Origin of the sequence: Streptomyces abyssomicinicus, assembly GCF_008974245.1 — a bacterium.
GTDB classification, from domain to species: domain Bacteria; phylum Actinomycetota; class Actinomycetes; order Streptomycetales; family Streptomycetaceae; genus Streptomyces; species Streptomyces abyssomicinicus.
The window spans coordinates 582,463-608,993 of sequence record NZ_BBZI01000008.1 but is presented as its reverse complement, the minus strand read 5'-3'; the positions used below and the strand labels follow the sequence as shown (position 1 = coordinate 608,993).

Below are 26,531 nucleotides of genomic sequence, written 5' to 3'. Positions count from 1 at the left end.
GCCCTCCTGAGGGTGGGGTTCCTGCCGGCTCACTTGGCTCCCAGCGCCTTCCGCAGCGCCGTGAGGTTGGACTCCATGACCTGGAAGTAGTCGTCGCCGCGCGACTTGTCGGTGACGCCCTCCAGCGGGTCGAGCACGTCGGTCCGCAGACCGGTGTCCGCGGCGAGGGTCTTCGCGGTGCTGTCACTGACCAGGGTCTCGTAGAAGACGGTGGTGACGCCGTCCTCCTCCGCGATGTGCTGGAGCTCCTTGACGCGGGCGCCGCTGGGCTCGGACTCGGGGTCGAGGCCGGTGACGGACTCCTCGATCAGGCCGTAGGCCTCGGCGAGGTATCCGAAGGCGGAGTGGTTGGTGAGGAAGACGTCGGTCTTCCGGTCCTTCAGGCCGTCCTCGAACTTCTGGTCCAGCGCGTCGAGGCGGTTCACCAGGTCCTCGGTGTTGGCCCGGTAGTCGGCCGCGTGGGCCGGGTCGGCCTTCTGGAAGGCCTTGGAGACGCCCTCGGCGACCTCGGCGTACTTGTCCGGGTCCAGCCAGATGTGCGGGTCCTTGGCACCGGCCGCGTGGTCGTGGCCGTGGTCGTGGCCCTCGTGCTCGTCGGCGTGCTCGTCCGCGTGCTCGTCGGCGTGCTCCCCGTCGACCTCGGCGCCGTGCTCCTCCAGCTCGGTGAGGGTGGCGGCGTCTATCCGCTCCGGGCCCTCGGTCTGGGCGACGGCCTCGTCGACGGCGGGCTGAAGGCCCTGCAGGTAGAGGATCGCGTCCGCCTCGGTGAGCGCGGCGGTCTGCCGGGCGGTGATCTCCAGGTCGTGCGGCTCCTGGCCGGGCTCGACGAGGGTCGTGACGTTGACGTTCTTCCCGCCGATCTGCTCGGCGAGGAAGGCCATCGGGTAGAACGACGCGACGACATCGAACTTCTCGGTGTTCTTGGCGGTGGCCGTCTCTCCGCCGGAGCAGGCGGTGAGGGCGATGGCGCCGAGCACCGTGGCGGTGGCGGCGGCGGTCGTCGGTATGAGTCGTCGGACGTTCATGACTCTCATTTTCAACTAATATGGAAACCGTTGTCAACAACGGAGGTCAAAGCTACGCGAAGGGGCCGGATGGGGTGTGTCGCACAGCCTCGTGCGGCCTGGTGGCGGGACCGATTTGATCGGGGGGCAGTCCCCGCCGGTAACCTGAGGCATTCGCTGTGAAGCAATGCTCCGAGGGGCCGGTGCGGCAGTCGCCGGCCGGCCGCTCGCCGCCCGTCGTCGTAATGAAGAGAGCACCGTGGCCGCCGACAAGATCGACACCATCGTCAGCCTGAGCAAGCGCCGTGGCTTCGTATTCCCCTGCAGTGAGATCTACGGCGGTCAGAAGGCCGCCTGGGACTACGGGCACCTGGGTGTCGAGCTCAAGGAGAACATCAAGCGCCAGTGGTGGCGCTACATGGTGACCTCCCGTGAGGACGTCGTCGGCATCGACTCCTCCGTGATCCTCGCCCCCGAGGTCTGGGTCGCCTCCGGTCACGTCGCCACCTTCTCGGACCCGCTCACCGAGTGCACCTCCTGTCACAAGCGCTTCCGCGCCGACCACCTGGAGGAGGCCTACGAGGAGAAGAAGGGCCGCGCCCCCGAGAACGGCCTGGCCGACATCAACTGCCCCAACTGCGGCGTCAAGGGCCAGTTCACCGAGCCCAAGCAGTTCTCCGGCATGCTCTCCACCCACCTCGGCCCGACCCAGGACAGCGGTTCGGTCGCCTACCTGCGCCCCGAGACGGCCCAGGGCATCTTCACCAACTTCGCCCAGGTGAAGACCGCCGCGCGCCGCAAGCCGCCGTTCGGCATCGCCCAGATGGGCAAGTCCTTCCGCAACGAGATCACGCCCGGCAACTTCATCTTCCGCACCCGCGAGTTCGAGCAGATGGAGATGGAGTTCTTCGTCAAGCCGGGCGAGGACGAGAAGTGGCAGGAGTACTGGATGGAGCAGCGCTGGAACTGGTACACCGGCCTGGGCCTGCGTGAGGAGAACATGCGCTGGTTCGAGCACCCGCAGGAGAAGCTCTCCCACTACTCCAAGCGCACCGCCGACATCGAGTACCGCTTCCAGTTCGGCGGCAGCGAGTGGGGCGAGCTCGAGGGTGTCGCCAACCGCACCGACTACGACCTCAACGCCCACGGCAAGGCCTCCGGTCAGGACCTCCAGTACTACGACCAGGAGAACGACGAGCGGTACACCCCGTACGTCATCGAGCCCGCGGCCGGTGTCGGCCGCACCCTGCTGGCCTTCCTCCTCGACGCCTACGTCGAGGACGAGGCGCCCAACGCCAAGGGCAAGATGGAGAAGCGCGTCGTGCTGCGCCTCGACCCGCGCATCGCGCCGGTCAAGGTCGCCGTGCTCCCGCTCTCCCGCAACCCGGAGCTCTCGCCCAAGGCGAAGGGCCTCGCCCAGGCGCTGCGCCAGCACTGGAACATCGAGTTCGACGACGCCGGCGCCATCGGCCGCCGCTACCGCCGCCAGGACGAGATCGGCACGCCGTTCTGCGTCACCGTCGACTTCGACACCCTGGAGGACAACGCGGTGACCGTGCGTGAGCGCGACACCATGAAGCAGGAGCGGGTCTCCCTCGACCAGATCGAGGGCTACCTCGCCTCGCGCCTGATCGGCTGCTGACCGCTTCCCTTCCCGCGCACCGGGCCCCGGTCCTCCCCTTCCGCAGGGGAGGACCGGGGCCCGTCCGCGTAGGCCGAGGTGCCGTGCCCCGGCCGGCCGGGCGGGCTGGGGGCCTGCCCTGTGCGCCGCCCGTGCCGCCCCGCCGCCCGCCGCCCGCGCCGTCCCGTCGCCCGCCGCACGTCGTTTCTCCGCCCGTCGTCCCCGAAAGTTTCGGCCACGGGAGGAAGCCCGACCGGACGGCCGGGCGTGCCCAGTGCCGGGGGACACCCGCCGGGATCGGCCACGCCGGTTCGGCGGCCCCCGCCGGGACCGCCACGCACGGTGAGCGCGCGGCGGGTGATCCGGAACCGCGCGGCGGCCGTGTCCCGCCTCCGCGGAACCTCCGCGGGGAAGCCGCGCTCCGCCCCCGCCGGCCGTCGCAGCCGTCGGGGGCACCCTCCGCCCGGCCACGAAGCGTGATCCCCGGGACGGCCTGAACCGGTCGCAGCGCATCAAGCGGAGGGTGTGACTCTACTTACGTTTGCGGTCCCGCCCTCCCCGGCCCGCCCCGGCGCCCGGTCGCCGCGCCCTCACCCGGCCGCGGCTGTCCGGAAAGCACCTACAGCCCAAATGATCTTCCTTCCTAGGGTCGTCCACCGGTGCGCATTCGCACTGGAGTTCAGGTCATGGCAAGGAAGGACTGGGCACACCCGTGTATCCCTCCGCACAACCGACCGCATCGAGACGCCCCCACCGCAGCAGACGCCTCACGCGGCTGGCCGCGGCCACCGCGCTGGTGCTGACCGCCGAAGCCGGCATCGCACTGACCGGGCAGGCCGCCGCGGCCCCCCTCCCCGACGATCCGCCCTCCTCCACCCGGCTCACCCAGCCGTCCGAGGCGCAGATCCTCGAGGACGACCTGGCGTGGGCCGCGTCCCACGCCGAGGGCTCGAAGGCGTGGGCGCTCCTGGAGGCCAGGAGGACCGGCGAGAAGGTCACCGCCACCGACGAGACCACCGCCGACTCGATCACCGTCGCCAACCCCGACGGCACGCTGACCACCGAGATGACGCCCGGACCCGAGCGGGTCCGGCGGGGCGGCACGTGGCGCACCGTCGACGCCACCCTGACCAAGGCAGCCGACGGATCGGTGAAGGCGAAGGAACACCCCGCCGGCCTGCGCCTGGCCGGCAAGGGCGGCGCCGCACCCGGCTCGCTCGCCGCGGCGCAGAAGGCCACCGCGCGGGACCTGGTCACCCTCGGCTCCGGCGACGAGAGCGTCACCCTCCAGTGGAAGGGCGGCCTGCCCGAGCCGGAACTCGACGGCACCACCGCCCGCTACGCCGACGCGGTGCCCGGCGCCGACCTGGTCGTCGAGGCCACCCGGACCGGCTTCGAGCAGTTCGTCGAGATCCGGGAACGGCCGGACGGCGCCTACTCCTACACGCTGCCGGTCAAGGCCAAGGGCCTGAGGGCGCAGGCGAACGACGACGGGTCCGTCACCTTCACCGACGCCGCGACGGGCGTCGCGCGGGCCACCATGCCCGCACCGGTCATGTGGGACGCCTCCGTCGACGAGACGTCCGGCAAGCACGACCGTCGGACCCGGGTCGGCATGAAGGTCGTCGACAAGGGCGAGGGCCGGATCGACCTCGTCGTCACGCCCTCCGCGGACTTCCTGAACGACCCGAAGACCCGCTACCCGGTCACCGTCGACCCCTCCACCTCGGCCCTGGCCGCCACCTTCGACACCTACGTGCAGCAGGGCGAGACCGTCGACTGGTCCAACGACGTCGAACTCGACATGGGCAACCCCGGCACCACCAACGCCGACGGCACGCCCCGGACCGCGCGCTCCTTCATCACCTGGAACACCACACCGATCCAGGACGCGCTGATCGTCGACACCAACCTGGCGCTGTACAACTTCCACTCCGGCAACACCGACTGCTCCAGCCAGAGCTGGACCGTCTGGGACACCACCGCCTCCTCGACGTCCTCGCGGTGGACCAGCCAGCCCACCTGGAAGCAGCAGTACCACTCCTCCACGCAGACCCGGGGCAACCCCGACTGCACCGCCACCCAGCCCGACGGCTGGATCAACGCCGACGTCGACACCCTCGTCCAGTCCTGGGCGTCGGCCAAGGTGACCCGCGGCCACATGGGCCTGCGGGCGGCCACCGACGACACCAAGGCGTGGAAGCGGGTCAACTCCGGCAACGCGACCACGAACCAGCCGAAGCTGTCCGTCACCTACAACTACCGGCCCTCGGACGGCGCCGACCGCCAGGCGGGCGCCCCCTTCAAGTCCTATGCCGGGGTGTGGGCGGTCAACACCACCACGCCCACCCTGCGGGACACCTTCACCGACGCCGACGGCGACACCGTGAGCGGCACCTTCCAGGTGTACGACGCCGCCACCGACACGCCCATCACCACGCCCGCCGGTGAGGGCCTGCTGGTCTCCGAGGCCGGTGAGCAGGGCAAGCCGGTCACCGTCACCGTCCCGGCCGGCCAGCTCAAGGACGGCAAGACCTACAAGTTCCGCACCAACGCCTACGACGGCACCCACTACAACCTGAACTGGTCCCCCTGGACGCAGTTCGTCGTCGACACCACCGCGCCCGACGAGCCGTCCCCGGTGACCTCCGCCCAGTACCCCGAGGGGAGCTACGGCGGCGGCAGCGGCCAGTCCGGCACGTGGACGGCGGCCGCGGCCGCCGACGCCAACCGGCTCCGGTACCGGGTGGACGGCGAGGACGCCGACCCGGACGCGGGGGCCCCGGGACGCGGCACCTGGCAGACGGTGAACACCGCGACCACACCGACCGGCACGTCGGGAACGTTCGCGGTGACGCCCACCACCGACGGCGCGCACCAGGTCGAGACCCAGGCCGTGGACCGCGCGGACAACGTCGGCGCCACCAACGGGTACGGGTTCATCGCCGGAACGGCGCCCGCGACCCGGAGCCACAAGGTCGACATCACGCTCAACGAGCCCGACCCGGCCGCGGTCGACCCGGCCGACTGGAACAACCCCTACCCGGCGTTCGGCTGGGACGGCTGGGAGACCCTGACGAGCTCGGGCGCCGTCCAGCAGGACGCCCCCGCCCTGCTCTCCGGCAAGCAGCGGACCACCGAGGCCGGCGACGCCACCATCACCGTCACACCGCTGAAGCAGCGCACCGCCAGGGCGGCGGAGGCGATCAAGGCGCAGAAGGCCCGCGAGCGTCAGGGCGCCGACCGGACGGGCACGCGGGACGCGTCCCCGACGGCGGCCGCCGGATACACCGGCCCCCTCCTCGACAGCTCCTGGTGCGACACCACCCTCACCGCCCAGAAGTCCTTCATCCGCCGCAGCGAGGCGTGCCTGCTGTTCTCGTGGAACGTCAAGGGCAACAACGGCAAGAAGGACTACTACCAGGACTTCGAGCTGATGTGGCAGTTCAAGCTCGACCCGAAGGGCAACACGATCAAGCACTGGCTCCAGATGACGCCGCTGCCCAGCGGGATCACGGACCAGTGGCCGGCCTCGCCCAAGGCCCTGGCGTTCAGCATCCTGGCCACCTGCGGCAACGGCGGCTGCGCCGACAACGACACGGGCTTCGACTGGGAGACCGACCGCAGCCCCACGTGGACGTCCGGCGCGGACACCCACATCGCCCAGGGCAACGCCGAGACGACCTGGGACGGCAGCGTGGCCAACGCCTCCGGCGCCAAGGACAAGGACCTGTCCCGGGACATCCCGCAGATCATCCAGGGGATCCTCAGCACCGACACCCCGAACATGGTGGTGACCGACAACCACGGCACCTCCCCGGCGGCCATCCCCGCGCGCTGCGACACGGTGTACGGGTCCGGCGGCTGCGTCATCAAGGAGTACAGCCCGGGCTACTCGATGAACGCGAAGAAGTTCCCCTCGGCCGCGGCGCACGCCTGGCTGATCCAGAACCGCCTGGCCCCCGAGTTCTTCGGGCAGACGCCGGTGACCCCGCTGCAGTACATGCCGAGCAAGACCCGGAACGCGGCGGGCGCCAACAAGGCCGGGCGCAGCGAGAACGCGAACCGGTACCGGGTCTGCTACGGAGCGGCGGCGAACCGGATGGTGTACCGCGCCGACACGGCGCTCCACCCGGGACTCTCGAGCTCGAACAAGGACCGGCGCTCCTGCGACGAGTACTCCTTCAACGCGACGTACCAGTCGGCCGGCATGCCCACGGCCGAGGGCGGCAAGAACCCCAAGCCCGTCTCGGACGCGACGCAGGGACGTGACTGCGTCCAGACCTACGAGAAGAAGCTGGCCGACGGAACCTACCGGCTGTACGACGACGAGCGGTACGCGGCGCCGACCTGGGACGAGACCTGCGGCCGGTCCTCGATGTCGCTGAACGTCAACTCCCAGTCGATGGCCCGCTTCGGGTCGTTCGCGTCGACCTTCCGGCTGCTCGACACGGACACCTACTGGGTGGACATCGACGGGTTCCAGGACTGTGACGCCACCGCCGACGTGATCACGTGCGCCCAGCGCCCGTGACGCCCTGACGTGACGTCCTGAAGTGACCCCCTGACCCTTCGACCGCGCCAGGGGAACCGGCCCTCGGACCCGCACGGGTCCGGGGGCCGGCCTGTCGGGGGGACGGCGGTCAGCGCGTCACGGGCCGCCAGCCGTCCTGCTCGTACATCGGGTCGGGGTCGAACCAGGTCAGGCCGTCACCGGTGGGGGACAGGTAGGGACGCATCCCGAGGAAGCGGTCGGGGCGCCCCTCGGCCAGGGCGGCGACGCCCTCCTCCAGCCATTCGGCGAGGTCCGCCCCCACCGGCGCCGGCTCCTGGGCGTCCGCCCAGGTGCCCAGCGATCCCGTCGCCGGGTCGAGGTACAGGCCCTCCGTCATCGTGTACCTCGCGCTCGCGGTGACGGGCAGGCAGGACACGGGATCCAGGCCGGTGGCATCCGCGAGCGGCCCGCCGTGCGCGTCGACCAGGTGGTCGAGCGGAAGCCACGCCTGGCCGTTGGGCATGAAGTCGACCGCGTTCGCCTTCCGGTGCCAGGGATCGCCCTCGCCTTCCGGCGCGAACGGCTGCTCGCCGAACTCCTCCAGGTCGGCGCCCCGCACGCCGTCGTGGATCAGGTAGAGCGCCCTGAGTTCCGGCGGCATCACGATGCCCGTGGCCTGCTCGGCCCGCTCCAGCTGCTCAGGCGTCGCCGGCTCGCGCAGGAGGCCGTACGAGAGCGGCGCGTGCCTGCTCAGCCAGTCCTCGTAACGCCGCCACGCGGCCTCCACCCGTGCCTGCCGGTCCATGCGTGCTCTCCTTCCCCGCCCCGCGCGGGCGGTGTGGTGGTCCGAACCCGGTGCCGGCGAGCCGGACGGCGCCGGTCACCCGGCCTCCCCCCGCGCGCGGGGCTCCGCGGCGGAACACAGGGAGTCGGCGGGCACGGCCCTGAACTCGCCGTCGCCGGGCCTGGCGTCCGCCGTGGCGTCCGGCCCCGCCTCGTGCGCCCAGGAGCAGGACGGTGACGGGCCCGGTCCCGGATCCACCCGCTCGACGGTCCCGCGCCGGTCCGCGGGATTCGCGCTCGTGCTGTGGTTCAGCGCCTGCGTGGCGACCGCCGCGGCGACGGCGAGCACCGCGGCGGCGGTCACGAGCAGCCGCCGCGTCCGTCCCAGCGCCGCCCACGCCCGCCTCACCGGGGGGCCCCGTGGACGGGCGCTTCGTGGACGGCGGTTCCGTGGACGGGGGTTCCGTGGACGGGCGTTCCGTGGACGGGGGTCCAGTGCGGGAGGGCCTCGTCCAGGAGGGGGTACGCGGGGTCGTCCCAGATCAGGCAGCCCCAGACGACACCGGGCACGTCCGGGCCCATCAGGTCGGCCGGCCCTTCCGTCAGGGTGCGGTGGACCGCCTCCAGGTACGCGGCCAACGACGGCTGGTACCGGCGGAGTTCCATTTCGGGCATCGACCAGTGGCCGACGCCCTCCGCGCCCACGTACTCGCCGCTCTCGGGCCCGGCCTCGTCCGTCGTCAGCCACGGGACCACCTGGGCCCCGCGCCAGTGGTCCCGCTCACCGGTCAGGGGGAGCCGTCCGCTCACCGCCTGGGTGGGGGTGTACAGCACCCCGCCCGGCAGGAACCTCCCGGAGCCGACCTCGCCCTCCTCGTCGGCCTCGATCCCCACGTGCTCCACGCCGCCGCACAGCCGCCACAGCGCCACGAGTTCCGGGGGCAGTCCGTGCCCCACGTACTCCCTCAGGCAGGAGTCGGCCGCGGCGATCTCCTCCTCCGTGGCGGGTGGCAGGAGCGAGGCGTGGGAGAGGGGAGCGTGCTCGGCGAGCCAGCCGGTGACCTTCCGCCAGGCTTCCGCGACCTGCCCGGCGCCGCCGTCGTGTCGATCAGACATTCGCCCACGGTATCGCCGACGGTCCGTCAGTGGTGATCTTTCCTGTCCGCTCGTCGGTCCGGCCGGTGGTCCAGGTAGTGCGCGCGTCCCCGCTCGTCGAGTCCGACGGAGCCGTCGGGGCCGTCCGGGATGACGCAGAACTCGTTGCCCTCGGGATCCGCCATCACGAGGAAGCCGCCGTCGTCGTACGCGTGCAGCCTGCGCCCGCCCAGTCCCTCGATCCGCCGCTGCTCGGTGACCGGATCGGGGCAGGAGACGTCCAGGTGCACGCGGTTCTTGCCCGGCGGCCTGGGCTCGGAGGTCTGCTGGAAGCCCACGACGAGGTCGGCCTCGCGGTCCAGCCACACGTAGGGGCCGGTGCGGCCCGCCACCTGCCTGCCGAGGACCCCGGCCCAGAACCCGGCGAGCCGCTCCGGGTCGGCCGCGTCGACGATCACGGCCTTGATCTGCACGGAAGAGTTCGTCATACCGAGGTCCTTCCCGCGTCCGCGCCTCGCACGGCCCCCTCGAGGCGAGTTCCACGCCTTCGCCCGCCGCGCGGGCGTGACCGGTGTCACCGGTCACGCGGGATCTCCGCCCACACGTACTTGCCGAACGGCCTCGGGCCCACCCCCCAGCGGCCGTGCGCCAGGGCGGAGACGATGTGCAGGCCGTTGCCGTGGTTGCGTCGCCTCCGGTCCGCCGCACCGCGCAGACGGGGGCGCCGGCGGTTGGGGTCGTGGACCTCGACGCGCACCCGGTCCGGGGTGACCTGCACGGTCACGCCGATCAGGTCGTCGTCGCGTGCGCCGTACTTGATGCCGTTGGTGGTCAGTTCGGACGTGACCAGGCGGACGGCGTCGACGAGTTCGTCCGGGGGGTCCGGGATCTCCTCGCGGACGCGGTCCACGGCGAACCGTCTGGCGAGCGCGACGGACCGTCCCTCGCGGGGGAGCACCAGATCGACGGAGCGTGCCCCGTCGTCACTCGCGCGGCTGATTCGGCGGGGGGTCAGGAGGACGGGCGACTCGGCTTCCTCACGACGTTCCCGCACGTGAGGTGACTTCTGGTCAGCGACCACGGCAACTCCTCTCCGTGACGGAGCGACTACCAGGGTGGCCCAGCGTGGCCTAGAGTCGGCCCCCTCTCAACTTTGCGAAAGGGGACGGAAGGTTGGTGGCACGCCCTTGAACCGCAAGGAGCTGAACCCCGAGAGCTCCCCGGCCGCGGCCTTCGGCGCACGTCTGCGGACGGTGCGCGAGGCGCGCGGCTGGAAGCAGGAGGACCTGGCGGCGCGGATGGAGTACTCCAGCACGCACATCTCGTCCGTGGAAACCGGTCGCAAGCTTCCAACCTTGCGCTTTTCGCGCAGTGCCGACCGGGCCTTCGGGATAACGGACAGTGCCGAGACGTTCGAGCGGCTCTCGCGGGAACTCCGGCACGGGAGCCTGCTGGAGGGTTTCCCCGAGTTCGTCGCCTACGAGGGCCGGGCCGTGGAAATCCGGTTGTACGAAGTCGGCGTGATCCCCGGGCTGTTGCAGACGCGGGAGTACGCGACGGTGCTCGCCGAGAGCGCGGTCGCGCGGGGAGCCATCAGCCCCGAGCAGGCGGACGAGCGGGTGACCCTCGTCGCCGAGCGGCAGGGCGCCCTCGACAGGAGGTCCCGGCCGCTGGTGTTCGTGGTGCTGGACGAGAGCTGCATCCGGCGGCCCATCGGTGACCCGACGGTCATGGCCGCGCAGTTCGACCACCTGCTGGCCTTCGCGGAGCTCCCCAACACGGTGCTCCAGATCGCGGAGTTCACGATGGGGCACCGGCGGCCGTTCAATCTGCCGATCACGATCCTCACGCTTGCGGACAGAGCGCTCATGTCCTACGCGGAGTCCGCCCAACGGGGCCACCTGGAGCGGGAAAGCACCTCGGTGCTGCCCGTGCTGACGGCCTACCATCAGCTACAGGCCGAAGCGCTGTCCCAGGCGGAATCCGTCGCCTTGATCAGCCAGCTACGAAAGGGCATCTCGTGACGACCGAATCCCCTCGTTGGGTCACGTCCTCCTACAGCGACAACGGTGGCCAGTGCGTCGAGGTCGCCGTGAACCTCGTCCCCTCCCGCGGCGTCGTTCCGGTCCGGGACTCCAAGAACCCGGCCGGTCCGGTCCTGGCGCTCCCCGCCGCCTCCTTCGCCGCCTTCGTCGCGGGCGTCAGGGCGGGCGCGTTCCGCACCGTCTGACCGGACGCCTCCGCGGGGCCCCGTCGCGCACGGCACGGCGGGGTTCCGCGGGGCCTCGCGACCCGGGCCGCCGGCTCGGCTCCAGTGCTCGCCCTCGTCGGCGGCGACCGGGACGCGTCCGCGGCCACCGCTTCCCCGATCGGAGAGAACTGACCATGCTGGTACGCGAAGCCATCGGCCGCACCCTGCACGACCTCGGCGTGCGCACGGTGTTCGGCGTGGTCGGCAGCGGCAACTTCCACTTCACCGACGCCCTGGTGCGGGCCGGCGCACGCTTCGTCGCCGCCCGCAACGAGGGCGGCGCCTCGGTGATGGCCGACGCCTACTCCCGGATGAGCGACGAGGTCGCCGTCCTCTCCCTGCACCAGGGCTGCGGCTACACCAACGCCCTCACCGGGATCGGGGAGGCCGCCAAGAGCCGCACCCCGCTGCTCGTGGTCACCGCCGAGGCGCCCGAGCCGACGTCCAACTTCTTCATCGACCAGCAGGCCATGGCCGAGGCGCTCGGCGCGGTCGCGCTGCGGGTGCGCTCACCGCGCACCGCGCTCGACGACGTCACGCGGGCCTACGAACTGTGCGCGCGCGAGCGCCGCACCGTGGTCCTCAACGTGCCGATCGACGTCCAGGACGAGCCGCTGCCCGAGGGCGCCCGGGCGGTGGCGCGGCCCGCGGTGGGCGAGCCGCGCCCCGCCGCGGCCGACGTCGCCGCGTTCGCCCGGCTGCTGCGCTCCGCCCGCCGCCCGGTCTTCGTCGCCGGCCGGGGCGCCCGCACCTCCGGCGGACGGGAGGCGCTGATCGCGCTGGCCGAGAGGTCCGGGGCGCTGCTGGCCACCTCCGCGGTGGCCCGGGGCCTCTTCCACGACCAGGAGTGGAGCATCGACGTCTCCGGCGGTTTCTCCACCCCGCTGGCCGCCGAACTCATCGCCGGGGCCGACCTGATCGTCGGCTGGGGCTGCGCCCTCAACATGTGGACCATGCGGCACGGGCGGCTGATCGCCGACGACGCGACCGTGGTCCAGGTGGACCTGGAACGGACCGCGATAGGCCGCGTCCGGCCGGTGGACCTCGGCCTGTGGGGCTCGGTGGCCGAGACGGCGGCCGACACCCTCGACACCCTCGCCGCCCTCGGCGAGGAGCGGGCGACCGGCTACCGCACCCCGGCGACCGCCGCCCGCATCGCCGCGGAGGGCTCCTGGAAGCAGGTCCCCTACCAGGACGAGTCCACCGGGTCGGGAGCCGGCGGCGGGACCATCGACCCGCGCACCCTCACCGTCGAGCTGGACAGGCTGCTGCCCGCCGAGCGGGTCGTCTCCGTCGATTCGGGCAACTTCCTCGGCTACCCGAGCATGTACCTGGACGTCCCCGACCACTACGGCTTCTGCTTCACCCAGGCGTTTCAGTCCGTGGGCCTCGGCCTGTCGACGGCGATCGGCGCGGCCCTCGCCCAGCCCGGCAGGCTGCCGGTCGCGGCATGCGGCGACGGCGGCTTCCTGATGGGCATCTCGGAGCTGGAGACGGTGGTCCGGCTGGGGCTGCCGATGCTGGTGGTGGTCTACAACGACTCCATGTACGGGGCGGAGGTCCACCACTTCGGCCCGGAGGAGCCCGACCTGTCCACGGTCACCTTCCCCGACACCGACATCGCCGCCATCGCCCGCGGATACGGCTGCGAGGCGCTCACCGTCCGCACACCGGAGGACCTCGGCCCGCTCAAGGCATGGCTGGCGGAGCCGGGTGGGCGTCCGCTGGTCATCGACGCCAAGACGGCCTCCACGGAGGGCGCGTGGTGGCTGAAGGAGGCCTTCGGCCACTGACCACATGCTTGCCCGCACGTCCGCCGAAACCGTGGTCCGGCCCCGCGCCGTCCCGTGGCCACGGGACGGCGCGGGGCCGTGTGCGGGTGGGCGGCCCGAGGTCCCGGTGTCTCGCTCCACGGCACGGCCGTTGACCGGGGCCGGGACGGCCCCCAAGATCAGCACAGCCACCAGCCACGGACGCACATCCGACAACCCCCGCACGACGGGGGGTCTGCGTGGCACGCCCGTACCGCTGTCGCGCGCCGGAGGGTGAGAGATGCTGGAAGGTCTCGGTGTCGAACCGACCGAGGAGCAGGTGTACGTCGAGCTCGTCAGCCGGTCCGCCAAGGACGTGCGGGAACTCGCCGGCCGGACCGGACTGGGCGTGCCGGATGTCGAGGCCGCTCTCACCGGGCTGGAGGCCAAGGGCCTGGTGACACGGCTGTCCGGCAGCCGGTCCGGTCTGCGGGCGGCTCCGCCGGACGTCAACCTCAACCTGCTGATGCTGCACCGCATGGACGACGCGCGCCGGGCGCGGCACGCCATCACCGAGCTGACGGCGCGCTACCGCAGGGAGGCCGGGTACGAACCCGCCGAGCCGATCGAGGTGATCGAGGGCGCGGAGCCGCTCGCCGAGCGGTACAACCACCTGCTGCACGAGGCGCAGCACGAGGTCCGCAGCCTGGTCCGGGCGCCGGCCGTCGCCGTGCCCGCCGACGACAACGCCGGCCAGCAGGACGCCCTGCGGGCCGGTGTGCGGTACCGGGTCGTGTACCAGCGGGACCTCCTGGACACCGACGGCCCGGACGCGCCGCTGCTGCTCAAGGAGTGGGCCGAACTCGGCGAGGAGATGCGCGTCGCGGTGGAGGTGCCGCTCAAACTCGTCCTGGTCGACGACAGGATCGCCATCGTCGTGCCGGACCAGTCCGGACAGGACGAGGTCACGGCCCTGCTGGTGCGCAACCGCGCCATGGTCGACGCCCTCGGCTGGATCTTCCAGCGGTGCTGGGAGTCCGCGGTCCCGGTGCCGACCGCGCTGGCCGAGGCCGAGGGCCCGCTGGCCGCCGAGGACCGGTACCTCCTCTCGCTGCTCCTCGCCGGGTACACCGACCAGGCCATCGCCTCCCAGCAGAACGTCAGTCTGCGCACCGTCCAGCGGCGGGTCCGGCGCCTGCTGGCCCTCGCCAACGCGCAGAGCCGGGTGCAGCTGGGCTGGCAGGCCGCGCGGCGGGAGTGGGTCTGACCAGGCGTTGTCGCCTTTGCGACACGGCACTAAACCGACAGCTGGGAGGGCTGTTTCGGCCACCTGGGCTGATGAAACGGTGTCGCTGTTCGACACGCCTTCTTGGATAGGACGCCGATGAACAGCCCCAGAAGTCACCGTACGAAGCCGTCCGTGAGAACCATGGCGGCGCTCGCCGCGGTGGTCGCGGCCGGCAGCATGTCGCTGACCGCGATACCGGCCCAGGCGGACCCCGCCCCGGCCGCGACGGCCGCCGCCGACAAGCTCGGCAGCCACGACCGCTCGCTCGTCGCCAAGTACGCGCAGCAGTCCCGGGCGCGCAGCCTCCCCGCCGGGGCGGAGCGCGCGGTCCCCGACTACGTGACGCTGATGCTGGCGGTCAAGGACGGGCGCACGGAGGAGGTCCGCCAGGCGCTCACCGAGCTCGGCGCGGACGTCACCCGGACCGACGCGGAGATCGGCTACGTCAAGGCCAACGTGCCGTTCGCGGCGGTCGAGGCGGCCGTGGCGCTCGGCGACGTCCTGCGTGCGGACGTGGACGAGCTGCTGAAGCTGGACGACACGAGCGCGGGGGAGAGCGCCGCCGGGGCGGCCACGAAGGCCCAGGGCCCCAAGGGGAAGCTCCCCGCCGTTCCGTCGGCGAGGACGGGTGACGACAACCCCTACATGCCCACCCGGGACACCGGATCGGTCCGCTTCAAGGAGAAGAACCCCTCCTTCGACGGGCGGGGCGTGACCATCGGCATCATGGACACCGGCGTCGACCCCACACACCCCGCGCTGGCGAAGACCACCACCGGTGAGCGCAAGCTGGTCGACACGGTGACCGCGACCAACCCGACCAACCTCATCGACCTGCTCATGGACCGGTCGTGGTCGCTGCTCTCCGCCGCCAACAAGGTGACCGGACCCACCGTGGAGAAGAACGGCATCACCTGGACCCTCCCGGCCTCCGAGGGCGAGCTGTACCTGGCGCCGCGCCTGCTCACGAAGACCAGCTTCGCCGACCCCACGCTGAACGGCGTACGGCTGGGTGTGGCCGCCCGCGCCTCGGACGGCGCGATATGGATCGACACCGACCTGGACCACGTCTTCTCGGACGACGAGCTGATCAGGGCGTACAACGTCGACCACGAGATCGCCTACATGGGCACCGACGACCCTGCCACCCCGCAGGACGAACGCCAGCCGTTCACGGTCGAGTTCAAGAAGTTCAGCGAGACCTTCTCCGGCGTCAACATCAACGCGCTCGACGTCGACCACGGCACCCACGTCGCCGGCATCACCGCCGCGAACGGCATGTTCGGCGGCCGGATGGACGGCCAGGCGCCCGGCGCCAAGCTGGTCTCCATGCGGGCCTGCCACGCGAACGGCTGCTCCAGCGCCGCACTCAACGACGGCATGATCGACCTCGCCACCAAGTACGGCGTCGACGTCATCAACATGTCGATCGGCTCCAGCCCGGCCCTCAACGACGGTCAGAGCGCCCAGGCGCTGCTGTACAACCGCCTGATCGACGAGACCGGCGTCCAGATGTTCATCTCGGCGGGCAACTCCGGCGCCGGGACCAACACCGTCGGCGACCCGAACATCGCCGACAAGGTGGTCAGCGTCGGTGCCTCGGTGACCCGTGAGACCTGGTGGTCCAACTACGGCTCCGAGGTGGACTTCAAGGACGGCGTGTTCCCGTTCTCCTCGCGCGGCCCGCGTGAGGACGGCGGTCTGAAGCCGGACATCACCGCCCCGGGCTCGGCCGTCTCCACCACGCCCCGCTGGATGCCCAGCGCCTCGGTCGCCGAGACCGGCTACACCCTGCCGAGCGGCTACGGTCACATGAACGGCACCTCCATGGCGGCCCCGCAGGCCACCGGCGCGGCGGCGCTGCTGCTGTCCGCCGCCAAGCAGCGCGGTGTCAGCGCCACCCCGGCCGAGCTGCGCAAGGCGATCTACACCACCGCCGACTACAACAACAAGGTCGACGCCGTCGCCCAGGGCCACGGCCTCTTCGACGTCGAGCAGGCGTGGAAGTTCCTCTCCAAGGGTGTCGACACCGGTGAGCAGGTCACCGTCTCCGCCCCGGTCTGCACCGTGCTCTCCGGCAAGCTGGCCACCCCGAACACCGGCACCGGCCTCTTCAACAGCTGCGCCCCCGGCAGCGGCGGCCAGGGCGTCGGCGAGTCCCGCACCTACGACGTCACCCTGACCCGCACCGGCGGCAAGGACGGCGCCCAGACCTTCGAGCTGGGCCTCAAGGGCGACGACGACACCTTCTCGGCGCCCCGGCGCGTCGTCCTCGAGAAGGACGTCCCGACGGTCGTCCAGGTGACCGCGAAGCCGGCCACGCAGGGCGTCCACAGCGCCGTCCTGAACATCGACAACGAGGACGTCCGGGGCCTGGAGCAGGCCACCCTGCTGGTCGTCGAGGCCGCGGCCGAGCTGACCGCCGGCACCACCTGGTCCACCGACGGCACGACCGACCGCAACGAGGCCGTCCGCTACACGGTGGCCGTCCCCGCCGGAACCAAGTCGCTGACCGTGAACCTCTCGGGCCTCGCCGACGGCAGCCACACGCGCTTCTGGGCCTACACCCCCGAGGGCGTCAGCGGTGAGCGTGCGGGCAGCGGCTCGCTCAACTGCTACAGCAACTTCTCCGACAGCAGCGTCTGCGACCCGGGCACCCGCACCTTCACCAACCCCAAGGCCGGCGTGTGGGAGATCGTGGTCGAGTCCCGCCGCACCAGCCCGCTGCTGCACAACCCGTTCCACCTGGAGGCGTCGCTCACCCAGTGACCCACGGTCGTCCCACGACCTGACGACCACCACCTGAGGCCCGGCCGGGGCAGTGCGCCCCCGGCCGGGCCTCGGCGTGTCCGGCGCCCCCGCGGGGGCGATTCACTCCCTCGGACCCTTGCGCCGAGATATTTAAGGGGTTAGCTTTTCAGCACCAAGTGATCAGGCGCTGAAAGGCCTGGTCGCGCGCGGCCGACGCCCAGGAGGAGAAGCCATGACCGAGACGGTTCTGCCGCCGGACGAAGCGCTGATCGCCGGGCGCTGGCGGACCGGATCGGGCGCGCCGACCGAGGTGGTCGACCCCGCGACCGGCCGGCTGCTGACCACGCTGCACGGCGCCTCCCCCGAGGACGTGGACGCGGCGGCCCGGGGTGCCTCCCGGGCCGCCGCGGACCCCGCCTGGCGGGACCTCGCCCCGCACCTGCGGGCGCGGTACCTGCACCGGATCGCGGAGCTGATCGACGCGAACGCGGACCGGCTCTCGGCGATCCAGACCGCCGACACCGGCAAGACCCGCACCGAGACCCGCGCCCTCGCGGCCAGCGCCGCCGGCACCTTCCGGTACGCGGCCGCCCTGCTGGAGACGGCGGAGGACGCCCTCACCCCCTCCCGCGGTGCCTACGTCACCGTCACCACCCACGAGCCCATCGGCGTGGTCGGCGCGATCGCCCCGTGGAACTCGCCGATCGCCTCCGACGCGCAGAAGATCGCCCCCGCTCTCGCGGCCGGCAACGGCGTGCTGCTCAAGCCCGCCGACTGGACGCCGCTGACCTCGCTGGCCCTGGGCCGGCTGATCACCGACAGCGGGCTGCCCGAGGGGCTGGTGTCGGTGCTGCCCGGCCGTGGCAGCGTGGTGGGCGACGCGATAGTGAAGCACCCGCTGGTCGGCAAGGTCACCTTCACCGGCGGGACGAACACCGGCCGCACGGTGGCGCACGCCGCGGCGGAGAAGCTGATACCCGTCTCGCTGGAACTCGGCGGCAAGTCGCCCACCGTGGTCCTGGAGGACGCCGACGTCGAACAGGCCCTGGCGGGCGTGATGTACGGGATCTTCTCGTCCAGCGGCCAGTCCTGCATCGCCGGTTCGCGGCTCTTCGTGGCGCGGGCGATCTACGACGAGTTCGTCGGCGAACTGGTGGAGCGGACCCGGAAGTTGCGGGTGGGGCCGGGCACCGACGCGGCCACCCAGGTCGCGCCGATGGTGCACCACAGACACCGCGACCAGGTCGCCGCCTACGTGGACCTGGCCCGCGAGGAGGGCGCCCGGGTGCTGTGCGGCGGTGCCGTACCGGAGGGCGAGCAGTACACGGAGGGGGCGTACTACCTGCCCACCGTGCTCGACGGCCTGCCCGCCGACGCCCGGACGTGCCAGGAGGAGATCTTCGGGCCGGTGCTGGTCTGCCTCCCGTTCGACGACGAGGAGGACCTGGTCCGCCAGGCCAACTCCACCGTCTACGGGCTGGCCTGCGGCATCTGGACCCGCGACCTGGCCCGCGCCTGGCGCCTCGCCCAGCGGATCGAGGCCGGCACGGTCTGGATCAACACGTACAAGCAGTTCAGCTCCAGCACCCCCTTCACCGGGTGGAAGGAGAGCGGGCTCGGCAGCGAGAAGGGCCGCGACTGGCTGCGCGGCTACCAGCGGCAGAAGTCGCTCTACCTCGGCACCGATCCCGCCCCGCTGCCCTGGGCCTCCTAGCCCACGGCCTCCCGGCCCCGGCTTCACCCCGGCCTCAGGCCCCTGGCTTCACCTTCCGGCCCGTACCGCCCGCACCACCCGTACCGCCCCGTTCGACGATCAGGAGAGACGGCATGTCCGAGACGGCCCTCCAGCGGCCCCCCGTCGCCCGGCTGCGCAAGCTGCGCGCCGTGGAGCTCTTCGTCCCGACGCTCACCGAGTCCGCCGACTTCTACTCCGAGGTCTGGGGCCTGGAGACGGTCGACGCCGACCGCGACGCCGCCTGGTTGCGCGGCACCGGCGAGGAGCACCACGTGCTGCGTCTGTCCCGCGCCGACCGGGTGGGCCTCGGCCGCATCGCGTTCGCCGTCGGCTCCCGCGAGGAGGTCGACGAGGCGGCCCGGCGGCTGCTGGCCCGCTCCATCGTCCCGGTGTACGGCCCCGGCCCGCTGGAGCAGGCCGGCGGCGGGTACGGCGTGCGGTTCACCGACCCGGAGGGGCGGCTGATCGAGATCAGCGCCCTGGTCGAGGCGGTCCCGGAGCGCGGCCGGCAGGCGGCGGTGCCGATCGGCGTCACCCACACCGTCCTCAACACCACCGACATCGACGCCGCCGTCGCCTTCTACTGCGACGTGCTGGGCATGCGGGTCTCCGACTGGTCCGAGCACCAGATGGCGTTCCTGCGGGTCAACGCCGACCACCACTGCATCGCGTTCAACCAGGCCGAGTGGACCTCCCTCAACCACGTCGCCTACGAGATGGACTCCGTCGACCACTTCATGCGGGGCCTGGGCCGGCTGCGGCACCACGGCATCACCCCGAAGTGGGGACCGGGCCGCCACGGACCGGGCGACAACACCTTCTCCTACTTCACCGACCCGTCCGGGCTGGTCTGCGAGTACACCTCCGAGGTCGCGCAGATCGTCGAGGACCGGTGGATCGCCAAGGTGTGGCGCCGGGTGCCCGAGCTGTCCGACCTGTGGGGCACCGCAGGGCCGCCCAGCAAGGAGATCCGCTGCCACATGGCGGGCACGCCCGACCCCGGGCCGCTGGGCGCGCCGGTCGACGCCGTCGTGGACCAGGTCGCGCACAAGACCCCCGGGGTGACCGCGTGAGCGCCGCCGCGGCCGTCGCCGCCGCGGCCCCGCCGCTGCGGATCGGCGTGGTCGGCTGGGGCGCCATCGGCCGGGTGGTCGGCACCGCGCTGGCCGCCGGCGAGGTGCCGGGGGCCGAGCTGACCCGCGTGATCGACAACCGGCCCCGGCCGGACGCCGCCGCCCCGCAGTGCCCGATCGCCGAGGCGCTGGAGGCCTGCGACCTGATCGTCGAGGCGGCAGGACAGGGCTTCGTCCGCGAGTGGGGCGTCCGCATCCTCGCCTCCGGCACCGACCTGCTGGTGGCGTCCACCGGGGCGCTCACCGACGACGCCCTCGCGGCGCAGCTGCACGCGACGGGTCCGGGCCGGGTCTACTTCACCGGCGGCGCGGTCGGCGGCCTCGATCTGCTCCAGGCGGTGCGCGGCCTCGGTGAGCTGACCGAGGTCCGGCTCACCACGACCAAACTGCCGGGCACCCTCGAACAGCCGTGGATGGACGAGGAGTTGCTGGCTCGGATGCGCGGCGCCACCGGGCCGGTGGAGGTCATGTGCGCCACCGCCCGCGAGGTCCCGGTCAGGTTCCCCCGCTCCACCAATGTGGCCGCCTCGGTGGCCCTCGCGGTGGGCGACCCGGACAAGGTCGAGGTCCGCGTGGTCGCCGACCCGGCGGCCACCCTGACCCGGCACGTCGTCGAGGCGTCCGGCCCGCACGGGCACTACCGCTTCGAGGTCAACCACGCCCCCGACCCCGCCAACCCCGCCACCAGCCAGGTCGTCCCGCACGCGGTGCTGCGCGGCATCGGCGCCCTCACCGGACGGAAGGGACAGATCCTGTGACCCGGACAGCGACGACGCGGACGCCGGTGCACGTCGAGGAGGCCGGCGAGGACGGACCGCTGGTGCTGTGCCTGCACGGCATCGGCTCCTCCTCCGCCTCCTTCGCCGCCCAGCTCGACGGCCTCGCCCCGGTGGCCCGGGTGGTCGCCTGGGACGCCCCGGGCTACGGCAGGTCCCCCGACCCCGAAGGCCCGCTGACCCTCGACGACTACGCGGACACCGCGGCCCGGCTGATCGCCGAACGCGGCGGCAGCGCCCATGTGGTCGGCGTCTCCTGGGGCGGCGTGATCGCCATGCGGCTCGCCGTGCGCCACCCGGAGCTGGTCGCCAGCCTGGTGATCGCCGACTCCACCCGGGGCTCCGGCGCCGACCAGGAGAAGGCCGCCGCCATGCGGGCCCGCGGCGGACAGCTCGCCGAGGCAGGCCCTCGGGCCTTCGCCGAACAGCGCGCCCCTCGCCTGCTCTCCCCGCAGGCCACGCCCGAGCAGGTGCGCAGGGCCGTCGACATCATGGCCGACGCCATCCGCCTGCCCGGCTACGCCCACGCCGCCGAGTCCATGGCCGCCACCAACCTCACCGGGGAGCTGGAGAGCATCACCGCGCCCGCCCTGGTGCTGTGCGGTGAGGACGACCGGATCACCGGCATCGAGGAGAGCCAGGTCATCGCCGGCGCGATGCGGCGGGGCGTCTTCGTGATCATGACCGGCGCCGGCCACCTGGCCAACCAGGAGCAGCCCGCCGCCTTCAACGACTGGGTCCGTGCCCATCTGCGGATCGCCGCGCGGCTCCCCGAGTCCGACTGACCACCACCTCCCCTACGGAACACCGCGAACAGGAGCAGTCATGCCTCTCACCACCACCGAGTACGACAACGGCGGGGACCTCGCCAAGTACACCGACCAGCTCATCGCGAGCAAGGACTCCCGCGAGCCCGACTGGGGCACCCTCTCCTTCCAGGAGAAGGCCGGCCCGCAGTACCGCCGCGCCCAGATCCGCTACGTCGGCTCCGGCGCCACCGGCAACCACGAGGACGACTCCCGGATTATCCCGTCCGGCGGCTTCACCTTCTCCAACATGCTGCTGCCCCCGGGCGGCGAGGGCCCGGCGCACACCCACCACGACGTGGAGGAGGCGTTCTTCGTCCTGGAGGGCCAGGTCCGCGTCGGCATCCACCGCGGCGCCGACGAGGTCGAGTACCGCACGCTCGGCTACCGCGACATGATCGTCGTCCCGGCCGGCGTGACCCGCTCGCTGAAGAACGAGGGCGACACCGACGCGCTGTTCTGCGTGATCATCGGCACGCAGAAGCCGCAGGTGCCGACCTACCCGGAGTACTCGCCGCTGTACGGCGTCACCCGTGACTGAGCGGCGCACCGTCGTCGTCACCGGCGCCGGCCGTGGCCTCGGACTGGCCACGGCCCGCCGGGCCGGCGCCGACGGATTCCACGTCGTCGTCGCCGAACTCCGCGAGGAGTGGGGCGAGAAGGCGGTCGCCGAACTCCGCGGCGAGGGCCTGGCGGCCGACTTCGTCCGCTGCGACGTCGGGGATCCGGCGTCGGTGGCGGAGATGGCCGCCGCCGTCGGTGAGCTGACGGGCGGCACGCTGTACGGCCTGGTCAACAACGCGGGCCTGGCGGACGCCGTGGGCGGGCGGTACTTCCACGAGATCGAGGTCGAGGACTTCGACCGCATCATGACGGTCAACGCCCGCGGCCCCTGGCTGGTCGCCAAGGCGCTGCTCCCGCTGATCTTCGCGAACGGCGCCGGACGCATCGTCAACGTCGCCTCGGACGCCGCCCTCTACGGATCCCCGCGCCTCGCCCACTACATCGCCTCCAAGGGCGCACTGATCGCCCTCACCCGGGCGATGGCCCGCGAGACCGGCGACCACGGGATCACCGTCAACGCCGTCGCCCCCGGGCTCACCGAGAGCGAGTCCTCCGAGCGGATACCCGAGGAACGGCACGCGCTCTACCGGCTCAACCGGGCCATCTCCCGCCCCCAGCAGCCGGACGACCTCACCGGACTCATCGCCTTCCTCCTCTCCGAGGAGTCCCGCTACCTCACCGGCCAGACCGTCGCCGTCAACGGCGGCTTCACGATGCACTGACCCCGGCGCACCGCCCCCCGGTGCACCGACCCCCACGCCCCCTGATCCCCTCCAGGAGACAGCACGATGGATCTCGGACTCACCGGCCGCACGGTGCTGGTCACCGGCGGCAGCTCAGGCGTCGGCCTCGCCACCGTCCGGATGCTGCTCGACGAGGGTGCCCAGGTCGCCACCTGCGGCCGTCGCGCCGAGGCCCTGGAGCGGATCGGCCCGCACGAGCGGCTGCACACCGCCGTCTGCGACGTCCGGGACGCCGAGGCCGTGACCCGCATGGTGGATGGCGTGCGGGAGCGGTTCGGCGGGCTGGACGGGCTGGTCAACAACGCCGGGCAGTCCCGGATGAAGCCGTTCGCCGAGTGCACCACCGAGGACTGGCGCGATGAGCTCGAGCTGAAGTTCGACGGTGTGCTCAATCCCCTCAAGGCGGCGCTGCCGCTGCTGAGGCGCTCCGACGCGGCCGCCGTCGTCAACATCAACGCGGTGCTCGCCAAGGAGCCCTCGCCCCGCCTGATCACCACCAGCGCCGCCCGGGCCGGCATCCTCAACCTCTCCAAGTCGCTCTCCCGGGAGCTCGCCGCCGACGGCGTCCGGGTCAACTCCGTCTGCCTCGGCCTCATCGACACCGGCCAGTGGGAGCGGCGGTACCGGGCCGCGGAGACCGACCGGAGCTACGACGAGTGGCAGGCCGCCCTCGCCGCCGACCGGGGCATCGCGCTGGGCCGCCTCGGCCGCGCCGAGGAGGTCGCCTACGCCGTCACCGGCCTGCTCTCCCCGCGCGCCTCCTACATCACCGGCATCAGCGTCGACGTCTGCGGCGGCATCAGCCACGCCGCCTGAGCCCCCCCGCGCCCCACCAGCCCCAGGAGCCCCACCCATGACCACGCCCAACGGCGGCGACCTGCTGGTCGCCACGCTCCGCGCGCTCGGCGTCGACACCGTCTTCGGCATCGTCAGCGTGCACAACCTGCCGCTGGTCGAGGCCGTCGACCGCGACCTGCGCTTCGTGCCCGTGCGGCACGAGGCGAGCGCCGTCAACGCCGCCGACGCCTACGGCCGCGCCCGCGGCACCCTCGGCTGCGCGCTCACCTCCACCGGCACCGGCGCCGGGAACGCCGCCGGCTCGCTGATCGAGGCCCTCTCCGCGGGCACCTCGGTGCTGCACATCACCGGCCAGATCGACAGCGAGTACCTCGGCCAGGGCCGCGGCTTCATCCACGAGACCAAGGACCAGCTCGGCATGCTGACCGCGGTCTCGAAGTACGCCGCGACCGTCACCGACGCCGCCGACGCCGCCCGGATCCTGCGCGAGGCCGCGGCCGCCGCGCTCGCCGTCCCCGGCGGCCCCGCCAGCGTCGAGTGGCCCATCGACCTGCAGTTCGCGCCCCAGGACCCGGCGGCCCTGGACGGCACCCTCTCCGAGACCCCCGGGAACCCGGTGGCCACGGAGCCGTCCGCCGCCGAACTCGACGCCGCCGCCCTGCTGGCCGGCGCGCGTCGACCGCTGGTGTGGGCCGGAGGAGGCGTGGCCCGTGCGGGGGCCGAACTCTCCGCGCTGCTGGACGCGTTGGGGGCCGGTCTGCTGACCTCCAACTCCGGCCGCGGAGCCGTGCCCGAGGACGATGTGCGCGTCGTCGGGAACTTCGCCTCCGGCCCCACCGGCCGAGCCCTGCTCGCCGAGGCCGACGTCATGCTCAGCGTCGGCACCCACTTCCGCTCCAACGAGACCGCCGACTACCGGCTGGAGCTCCCCGCCGCGCACGTCCAGATCGACATCGACCCGGCCGCGCCGGGCCGCGTGTACCCCGCCACGCACGCCCTGACCGGCGACGCGGCCACCGTGCTCACCGCCCTGACCGAGCGGATCATCGCCCGCGGCGCGGCCACCGAGCCCAGCTGGGGCGAACGCGTCCGCGAGGCCCGCGAGCAGGCCCGCGCCGCGCTCCGCGACGGCATCGGCCCGCAGGCCGCGATCCTCGACGCGCTCACCGCCGCCCTGCCGCGCCGCGCCGTGATCGCCCGCGACGTCACCATCCCCTCCTCCAGCTGGGGCAACCGCCTGCTGCCGATCCACGACCCGCGCGACAACGTCTTCCCGCGCGGCGGCGGCATCGGCCAGGGCCTCGGCATGGGCATCGGCGCCGCCCTCGCCCACCCCGAGCGGCCCACCGTCGTCATCGCCGGCGACGGCGGCCTCGCCGTCCACCTCGGCGAACTCCTCACCCTCGCCCAGGAGCGGCCCCGCCTCACCCTGGTCGTCTTCAACGACGGCGGCTACGGCGTGCTCCGCAACATGCAGGACGCGCACTTCGACCGCCGCTCCGGCGTCGACCTCGCCACCCCCGACTTCGCGCTGCTGGCCCGCGCCGCCGGACTGCCCTACGCCCGGATCGCCTCCGAGGCCGACGCCGGACCCGTCATCAAGGAAGCCGTCGACAGCGACGGCCCCACCCTGGTCGAGGTCGACCTCACCGCCCTCGGCCCGATGAAGAACCCGTTCACCCCGCCGGTCTCCATCCCCGGCCAGAACCAGTAGAAGGAGGACGGCCGTGAGCGACACGACGCAGGAGACGCGGATCGACCTTCTCGTGCACCGGACCACCTGGGAGGCCGACGATGTCCTGTCGGTCGACCTGGTCCACCCGGAGGGCAAGCCCCTGCCGGCCTGGACCCCCGGCGCGCACATCGACGTCCACCTCGGCGGCCTGATCCGCCAGTACAGCCTGTGCGGCGACCCCGCCGACACCGGCCGCTACCGGATCGGTGTGCTGAAGGAGCCCTCGTCGCGCGGCGGTTCTTCCCACGTGCACACCAAGCTGCGCCCCGGACAGACGGTCACCGTCAAGGGCCCGCGCAACCACTTCGCGCTGGACGACGCCCCGTCCTACCTCTTCGTGGCCGGAGGCATCGGCATCACCCCGATCCTCGCCCAGGCCCGCGAGGCCACCGCGCGCGGCCGGAGCTGGAAGCTGTGGCACGGCGGCCGGACGCGTTCCTCCATGGCCTTCGGGGCCGAACTCCTCGCGCTGGGCGGCCCGGTGGTCGTCCACCCGCAGGACGAGAAGGGCCACCTCGACCTGCCCGCCATCCTCGCCGAGGCCGAGGCCGACCCGGACGCCCTCGTGTACTGCTGCGGCCCCGAGCCGCTGCTCGCCGCGATCGAGGCGGCCTGCGAGGAGCGCGGCCTGCGCGACAGGCTGCGCGTCGAGCGGTTCGCCGCGGTGAAGGCGCCCGCGCCGGAGGGCGGCGAGAAGACCTTCGAGGTCGAGTGCGCCCGCTCCGGCGCCACCGTCACCGTCGGGCCCGAGGAGTCCATCGTCGACGCCCTGGAGAACGCCGGCGTCGCCGTGGAGACCTCCTGCCGCGACGGCATCTGCGGCACCTGCGAGACCCGCGTCCTCGACGGCACGCCCGACCACCGGGACATGCTGCTCAGTTCCGACGAACAGGCCGCGGGCGCCTCGATGATGATCTGCGTCTCGCGCTGCGCCTCCGCCCGCCTGGTCCTCGACCTCTGACGCCCCTTCCTCACCGGAGAAGAACATGAGCCGTTACGTGGTGGTGCACCAGACCCGCACCCACGAACCCACCGACTACGAGCGCAAGCTCGCCGGCGCCCTCGAAGAGGTCTACGCCCGGCACGGCCACGACCTCGCCGACGTCGTCGCGGGCCTCAACCGCAGCAGCGTGTACCCGCCGGACGGCAACGCCTGGACCGAGGAGTCGTTCCGGGCCGAGATGAAGCGACTGGGAGCGTGA

23 protein-coding genes are annotated in these 26,531 nt (G+C 72.4%); 17 read left to right on the top strand and 6 right to left on the bottom strand.

What is annotated here, in order from left to right; all coding sequences use genetic code 11:
- Positions 1 to 29 precede the first annotated feature (29 nt).
- Positions 30 to 1,025: a metal ABC transporter substrate-binding protein gene (locus GBN72_RS19635; RefSeq protein WP_151773138.1), complete on the bottom strand. Its 996-nt coding sequence runs from the start codon at positions 1,023 to 1,025 to the stop codon at positions 30 to 32.
- 238 nt (positions 1,026 to 1,263) lie between these two features.
- On the opposite strand from GBN72_RS19635, the gene GBN72_RS19630 reads away from it, so the two are divergent.
- Together GBN72_RS19630 and GBN72_RS19625 are read left to right on the top strand one after the other, a co-directional pair.
- Complete coding sequence (locus GBN72_RS19630; RefSeq protein WP_151773137.1) at positions 1,264 to 2,646, top strand: glycine--tRNA ligase; 1,383 nt, start codon at positions 1,264 to 1,266, stop codon at positions 2,644 to 2,646.
- 898 nt (positions 2,647 to 3,544) lie between these two features.
- Positions 3,545 to 7,159, top strand: a complete 3,615-nt coding sequence (locus GBN72_RS19625; RefSeq protein WP_174887167.1) for a DNRLRE domain-containing protein — start codon at positions 3,545 to 3,547, stop codon at positions 7,157 to 7,159.
- A 109-nt stretch (positions 7,160 to 7,268) separates the two neighbouring features.
- On the opposite strand, the gene GBN72_RS34185 is transcribed toward GBN72_RS19625, so the two are convergent.
- The 5 genes from GBN72_RS34185 to GBN72_RS19600 form a co-directional block, all read right to left on the bottom strand.
- A complete protein-coding gene (locus GBN72_RS34185; RefSeq protein ID WP_164540736.1) occupies positions 7,269 to 7,925 on the bottom strand; it encodes an SMI1/KNR4 family protein in 657 nt (218 codons plus the stop codon).
- A gap of 75 nt (positions 7,926 to 8,000) precedes the next feature.
- Positions 8,001 to 8,312 (bottom strand): hypothetical protein, encoded by a 312-nt coding sequence (locus tag GBN72_RS34180; RefSeq protein WP_164540734.1) that lies wholly within the window; start codon positions 8,310 to 8,312, stop codon positions 8,001 to 8,003.
- Entirely contained in the window at positions 8,309 to 9,019 is a 711-nt protein-coding gene (locus GBN72_RS19610; RefSeq protein WP_246212651.1) for an SMI1/KNR4 family protein, read from the bottom strand. Before GBN72_RS19610 ends, GBN72_RS34180 begins: the two co-directional genes overlap by 4 nt.
- Positions 9,020 to 9,045: 26 nt before the next feature.
- Positions 9,046 to 9,486, bottom strand: coding sequence for a VOC family protein (locus GBN72_RS19605; protein WP_151773135.1), 441 nt, complete (start codon positions 9,484 to 9,486; stop codon positions 9,046 to 9,048).
- Positions 9,487 to 9,572: 86 nt separating this feature from the next.
- Entirely contained in the window at positions 9,573 to 10,079 is a 507-nt protein-coding gene (locus GBN72_RS19600; protein WP_246212649.1) for an ATP-binding protein, read from the bottom strand.
- A gap of 106 nt (positions 10,080 to 10,185) precedes the next feature.
- Here GBN72_RS19600 and GBN72_RS19595 point away from each other — a divergent pair, with 106 nt between their 5' ends.
- From GBN72_RS19595 to GBN72_RS19525, 15 genes are all read left to right on the top strand, one after another.
- Positions 10,186 to 11,022, top strand: a complete 837-nt coding sequence (locus GBN72_RS19595) for a helix-turn-helix domain-containing protein (protein WP_151773134.1) — start codon at positions 10,186 to 10,188, stop codon at positions 11,020 to 11,022.
- A complete protein-coding gene (locus GBN72_RS19590) occupies positions 11,019 to 11,228 on the top strand; it encodes a DUF397 domain-containing protein (protein WP_151773133.1) in 210 nt (69 codons plus the stop codon). Before GBN72_RS19595 ends, GBN72_RS19590 begins: the two co-directional genes overlap by 4 nt.
- Before the next feature lie 155 nt (positions 11,229 to 11,383).
- Entirely contained in the window at positions 11,384 to 13,042 is a 1,659-nt protein-coding gene (locus GBN72_RS19585) for a thiamine pyrophosphate-binding protein (protein ID WP_151773132.1), read from the top strand.
- Positions 13,043 to 13,301: 259 nt separating this feature from the next.
- Complete coding sequence (locus tag GBN72_RS19580; protein WP_151773131.1) at positions 13,302 to 14,267, top strand: helix-turn-helix domain-containing protein; 966 nt, start codon at positions 13,302 to 13,304, stop codon at positions 14,265 to 14,267.
- A 162-nt stretch (positions 14,268 to 14,429) separates the two neighbouring features.
- Complete coding sequence (locus tag GBN72_RS19575) at positions 14,430 to 17,057, top strand: S8 family serine peptidase (RefSeq protein ID WP_246212685.1); 2,628 nt, start codon at positions 14,430 to 14,432, stop codon at positions 17,055 to 17,057.
- Between the two features lie 214 nt (positions 17,058 to 17,271).
- A complete protein-coding gene (locus tag GBN72_RS19570) occupies positions 17,272 to 18,753 on the top strand; it encodes an aldehyde dehydrogenase (protein ID WP_151773129.1) in 1,482 nt (493 codons plus the stop codon).
- Positions 18,754 to 18,866: 113 nt separating this feature from the next.
- Complete coding sequence (locus GBN72_RS19565) at positions 18,867 to 19,847, top strand: VOC family protein (RefSeq protein ID WP_151773128.1); 981 nt, start codon at positions 18,867 to 18,869, stop codon at positions 19,845 to 19,847.
- On the top strand, positions 19,844 to 20,665 hold the full coding sequence (locus GBN72_RS19560) for an aspartate dehydrogenase domain-containing protein (protein ID WP_246212647.1): 822 nt from the start codon (positions 19,844 to 19,846) through the stop codon (positions 20,663 to 20,665). The genes GBN72_RS19565 and GBN72_RS19560 overlap by 4 nt, the downstream gene beginning before the upstream one ends.
- Positions 20,662 to 21,468, top strand: a complete 807-nt coding sequence (locus tag GBN72_RS19555; RefSeq protein ID WP_246212645.1) for an alpha/beta fold hydrolase — start codon at positions 20,662 to 20,664, stop codon at positions 21,466 to 21,468. The genes GBN72_RS19560 and GBN72_RS19555 overlap by 4 nt, the downstream gene beginning before the upstream one ends.
- A gap of 40 nt (positions 21,469 to 21,508) precedes the next feature.
- The gene (locus GBN72_RS19550) at positions 21,509 to 22,030 is read left to right on the top strand and encodes a cupin domain-containing protein (protein WP_151773127.1); all 522 of its coding nucleotides are present in this window, start codon (positions 21,509 to 21,511) and stop codon (positions 22,028 to 22,030) included.
- Positions 22,023 to 22,775 (top strand): 3-oxoacyl-ACP reductase family protein, encoded by a 753-nt coding sequence (locus tag GBN72_RS19545; protein WP_151773126.1) that lies wholly within the window; start codon positions 22,023 to 22,025, stop codon positions 22,773 to 22,775. Before GBN72_RS19550 ends, GBN72_RS19545 begins: the two co-directional genes overlap by 8 nt.
- A 66-nt stretch (positions 22,776 to 22,841) precedes the next feature.
- Positions 22,842 to 23,612: an SDR family oxidoreductase gene (locus GBN72_RS19540; RefSeq protein WP_151773125.1), complete on the top strand. Its 771-nt coding sequence runs from the start codon at positions 22,842 to 22,844 to the stop codon at positions 23,610 to 23,612.
- A gap of 37 nt (positions 23,613 to 23,649) precedes the next feature.
- Entirely contained in the window at positions 23,650 to 25,308 is a 1,659-nt protein-coding gene (locus tag GBN72_RS19535) for a thiamine pyrophosphate-binding protein (RefSeq protein ID WP_151773124.1), read from the top strand.
- Between the two features lie 13 nt (positions 25,309 to 25,321).
- The gene (locus GBN72_RS19530; RefSeq protein ID WP_151773123.1) at positions 25,322 to 26,290 is read left to right on the top strand and encodes a PDR/VanB family oxidoreductase; all 969 of its coding nucleotides are present in this window, start codon (positions 25,322 to 25,324) and stop codon (positions 26,288 to 26,290) included.
- 25 nt (positions 26,291 to 26,315) lie between these two features.
- Entirely contained in the window at positions 26,316 to 26,531 is a 216-nt protein-coding gene (locus GBN72_RS19525) for a recombinase-like helix-turn-helix domain-containing protein (protein WP_151773122.1), read from the top strand.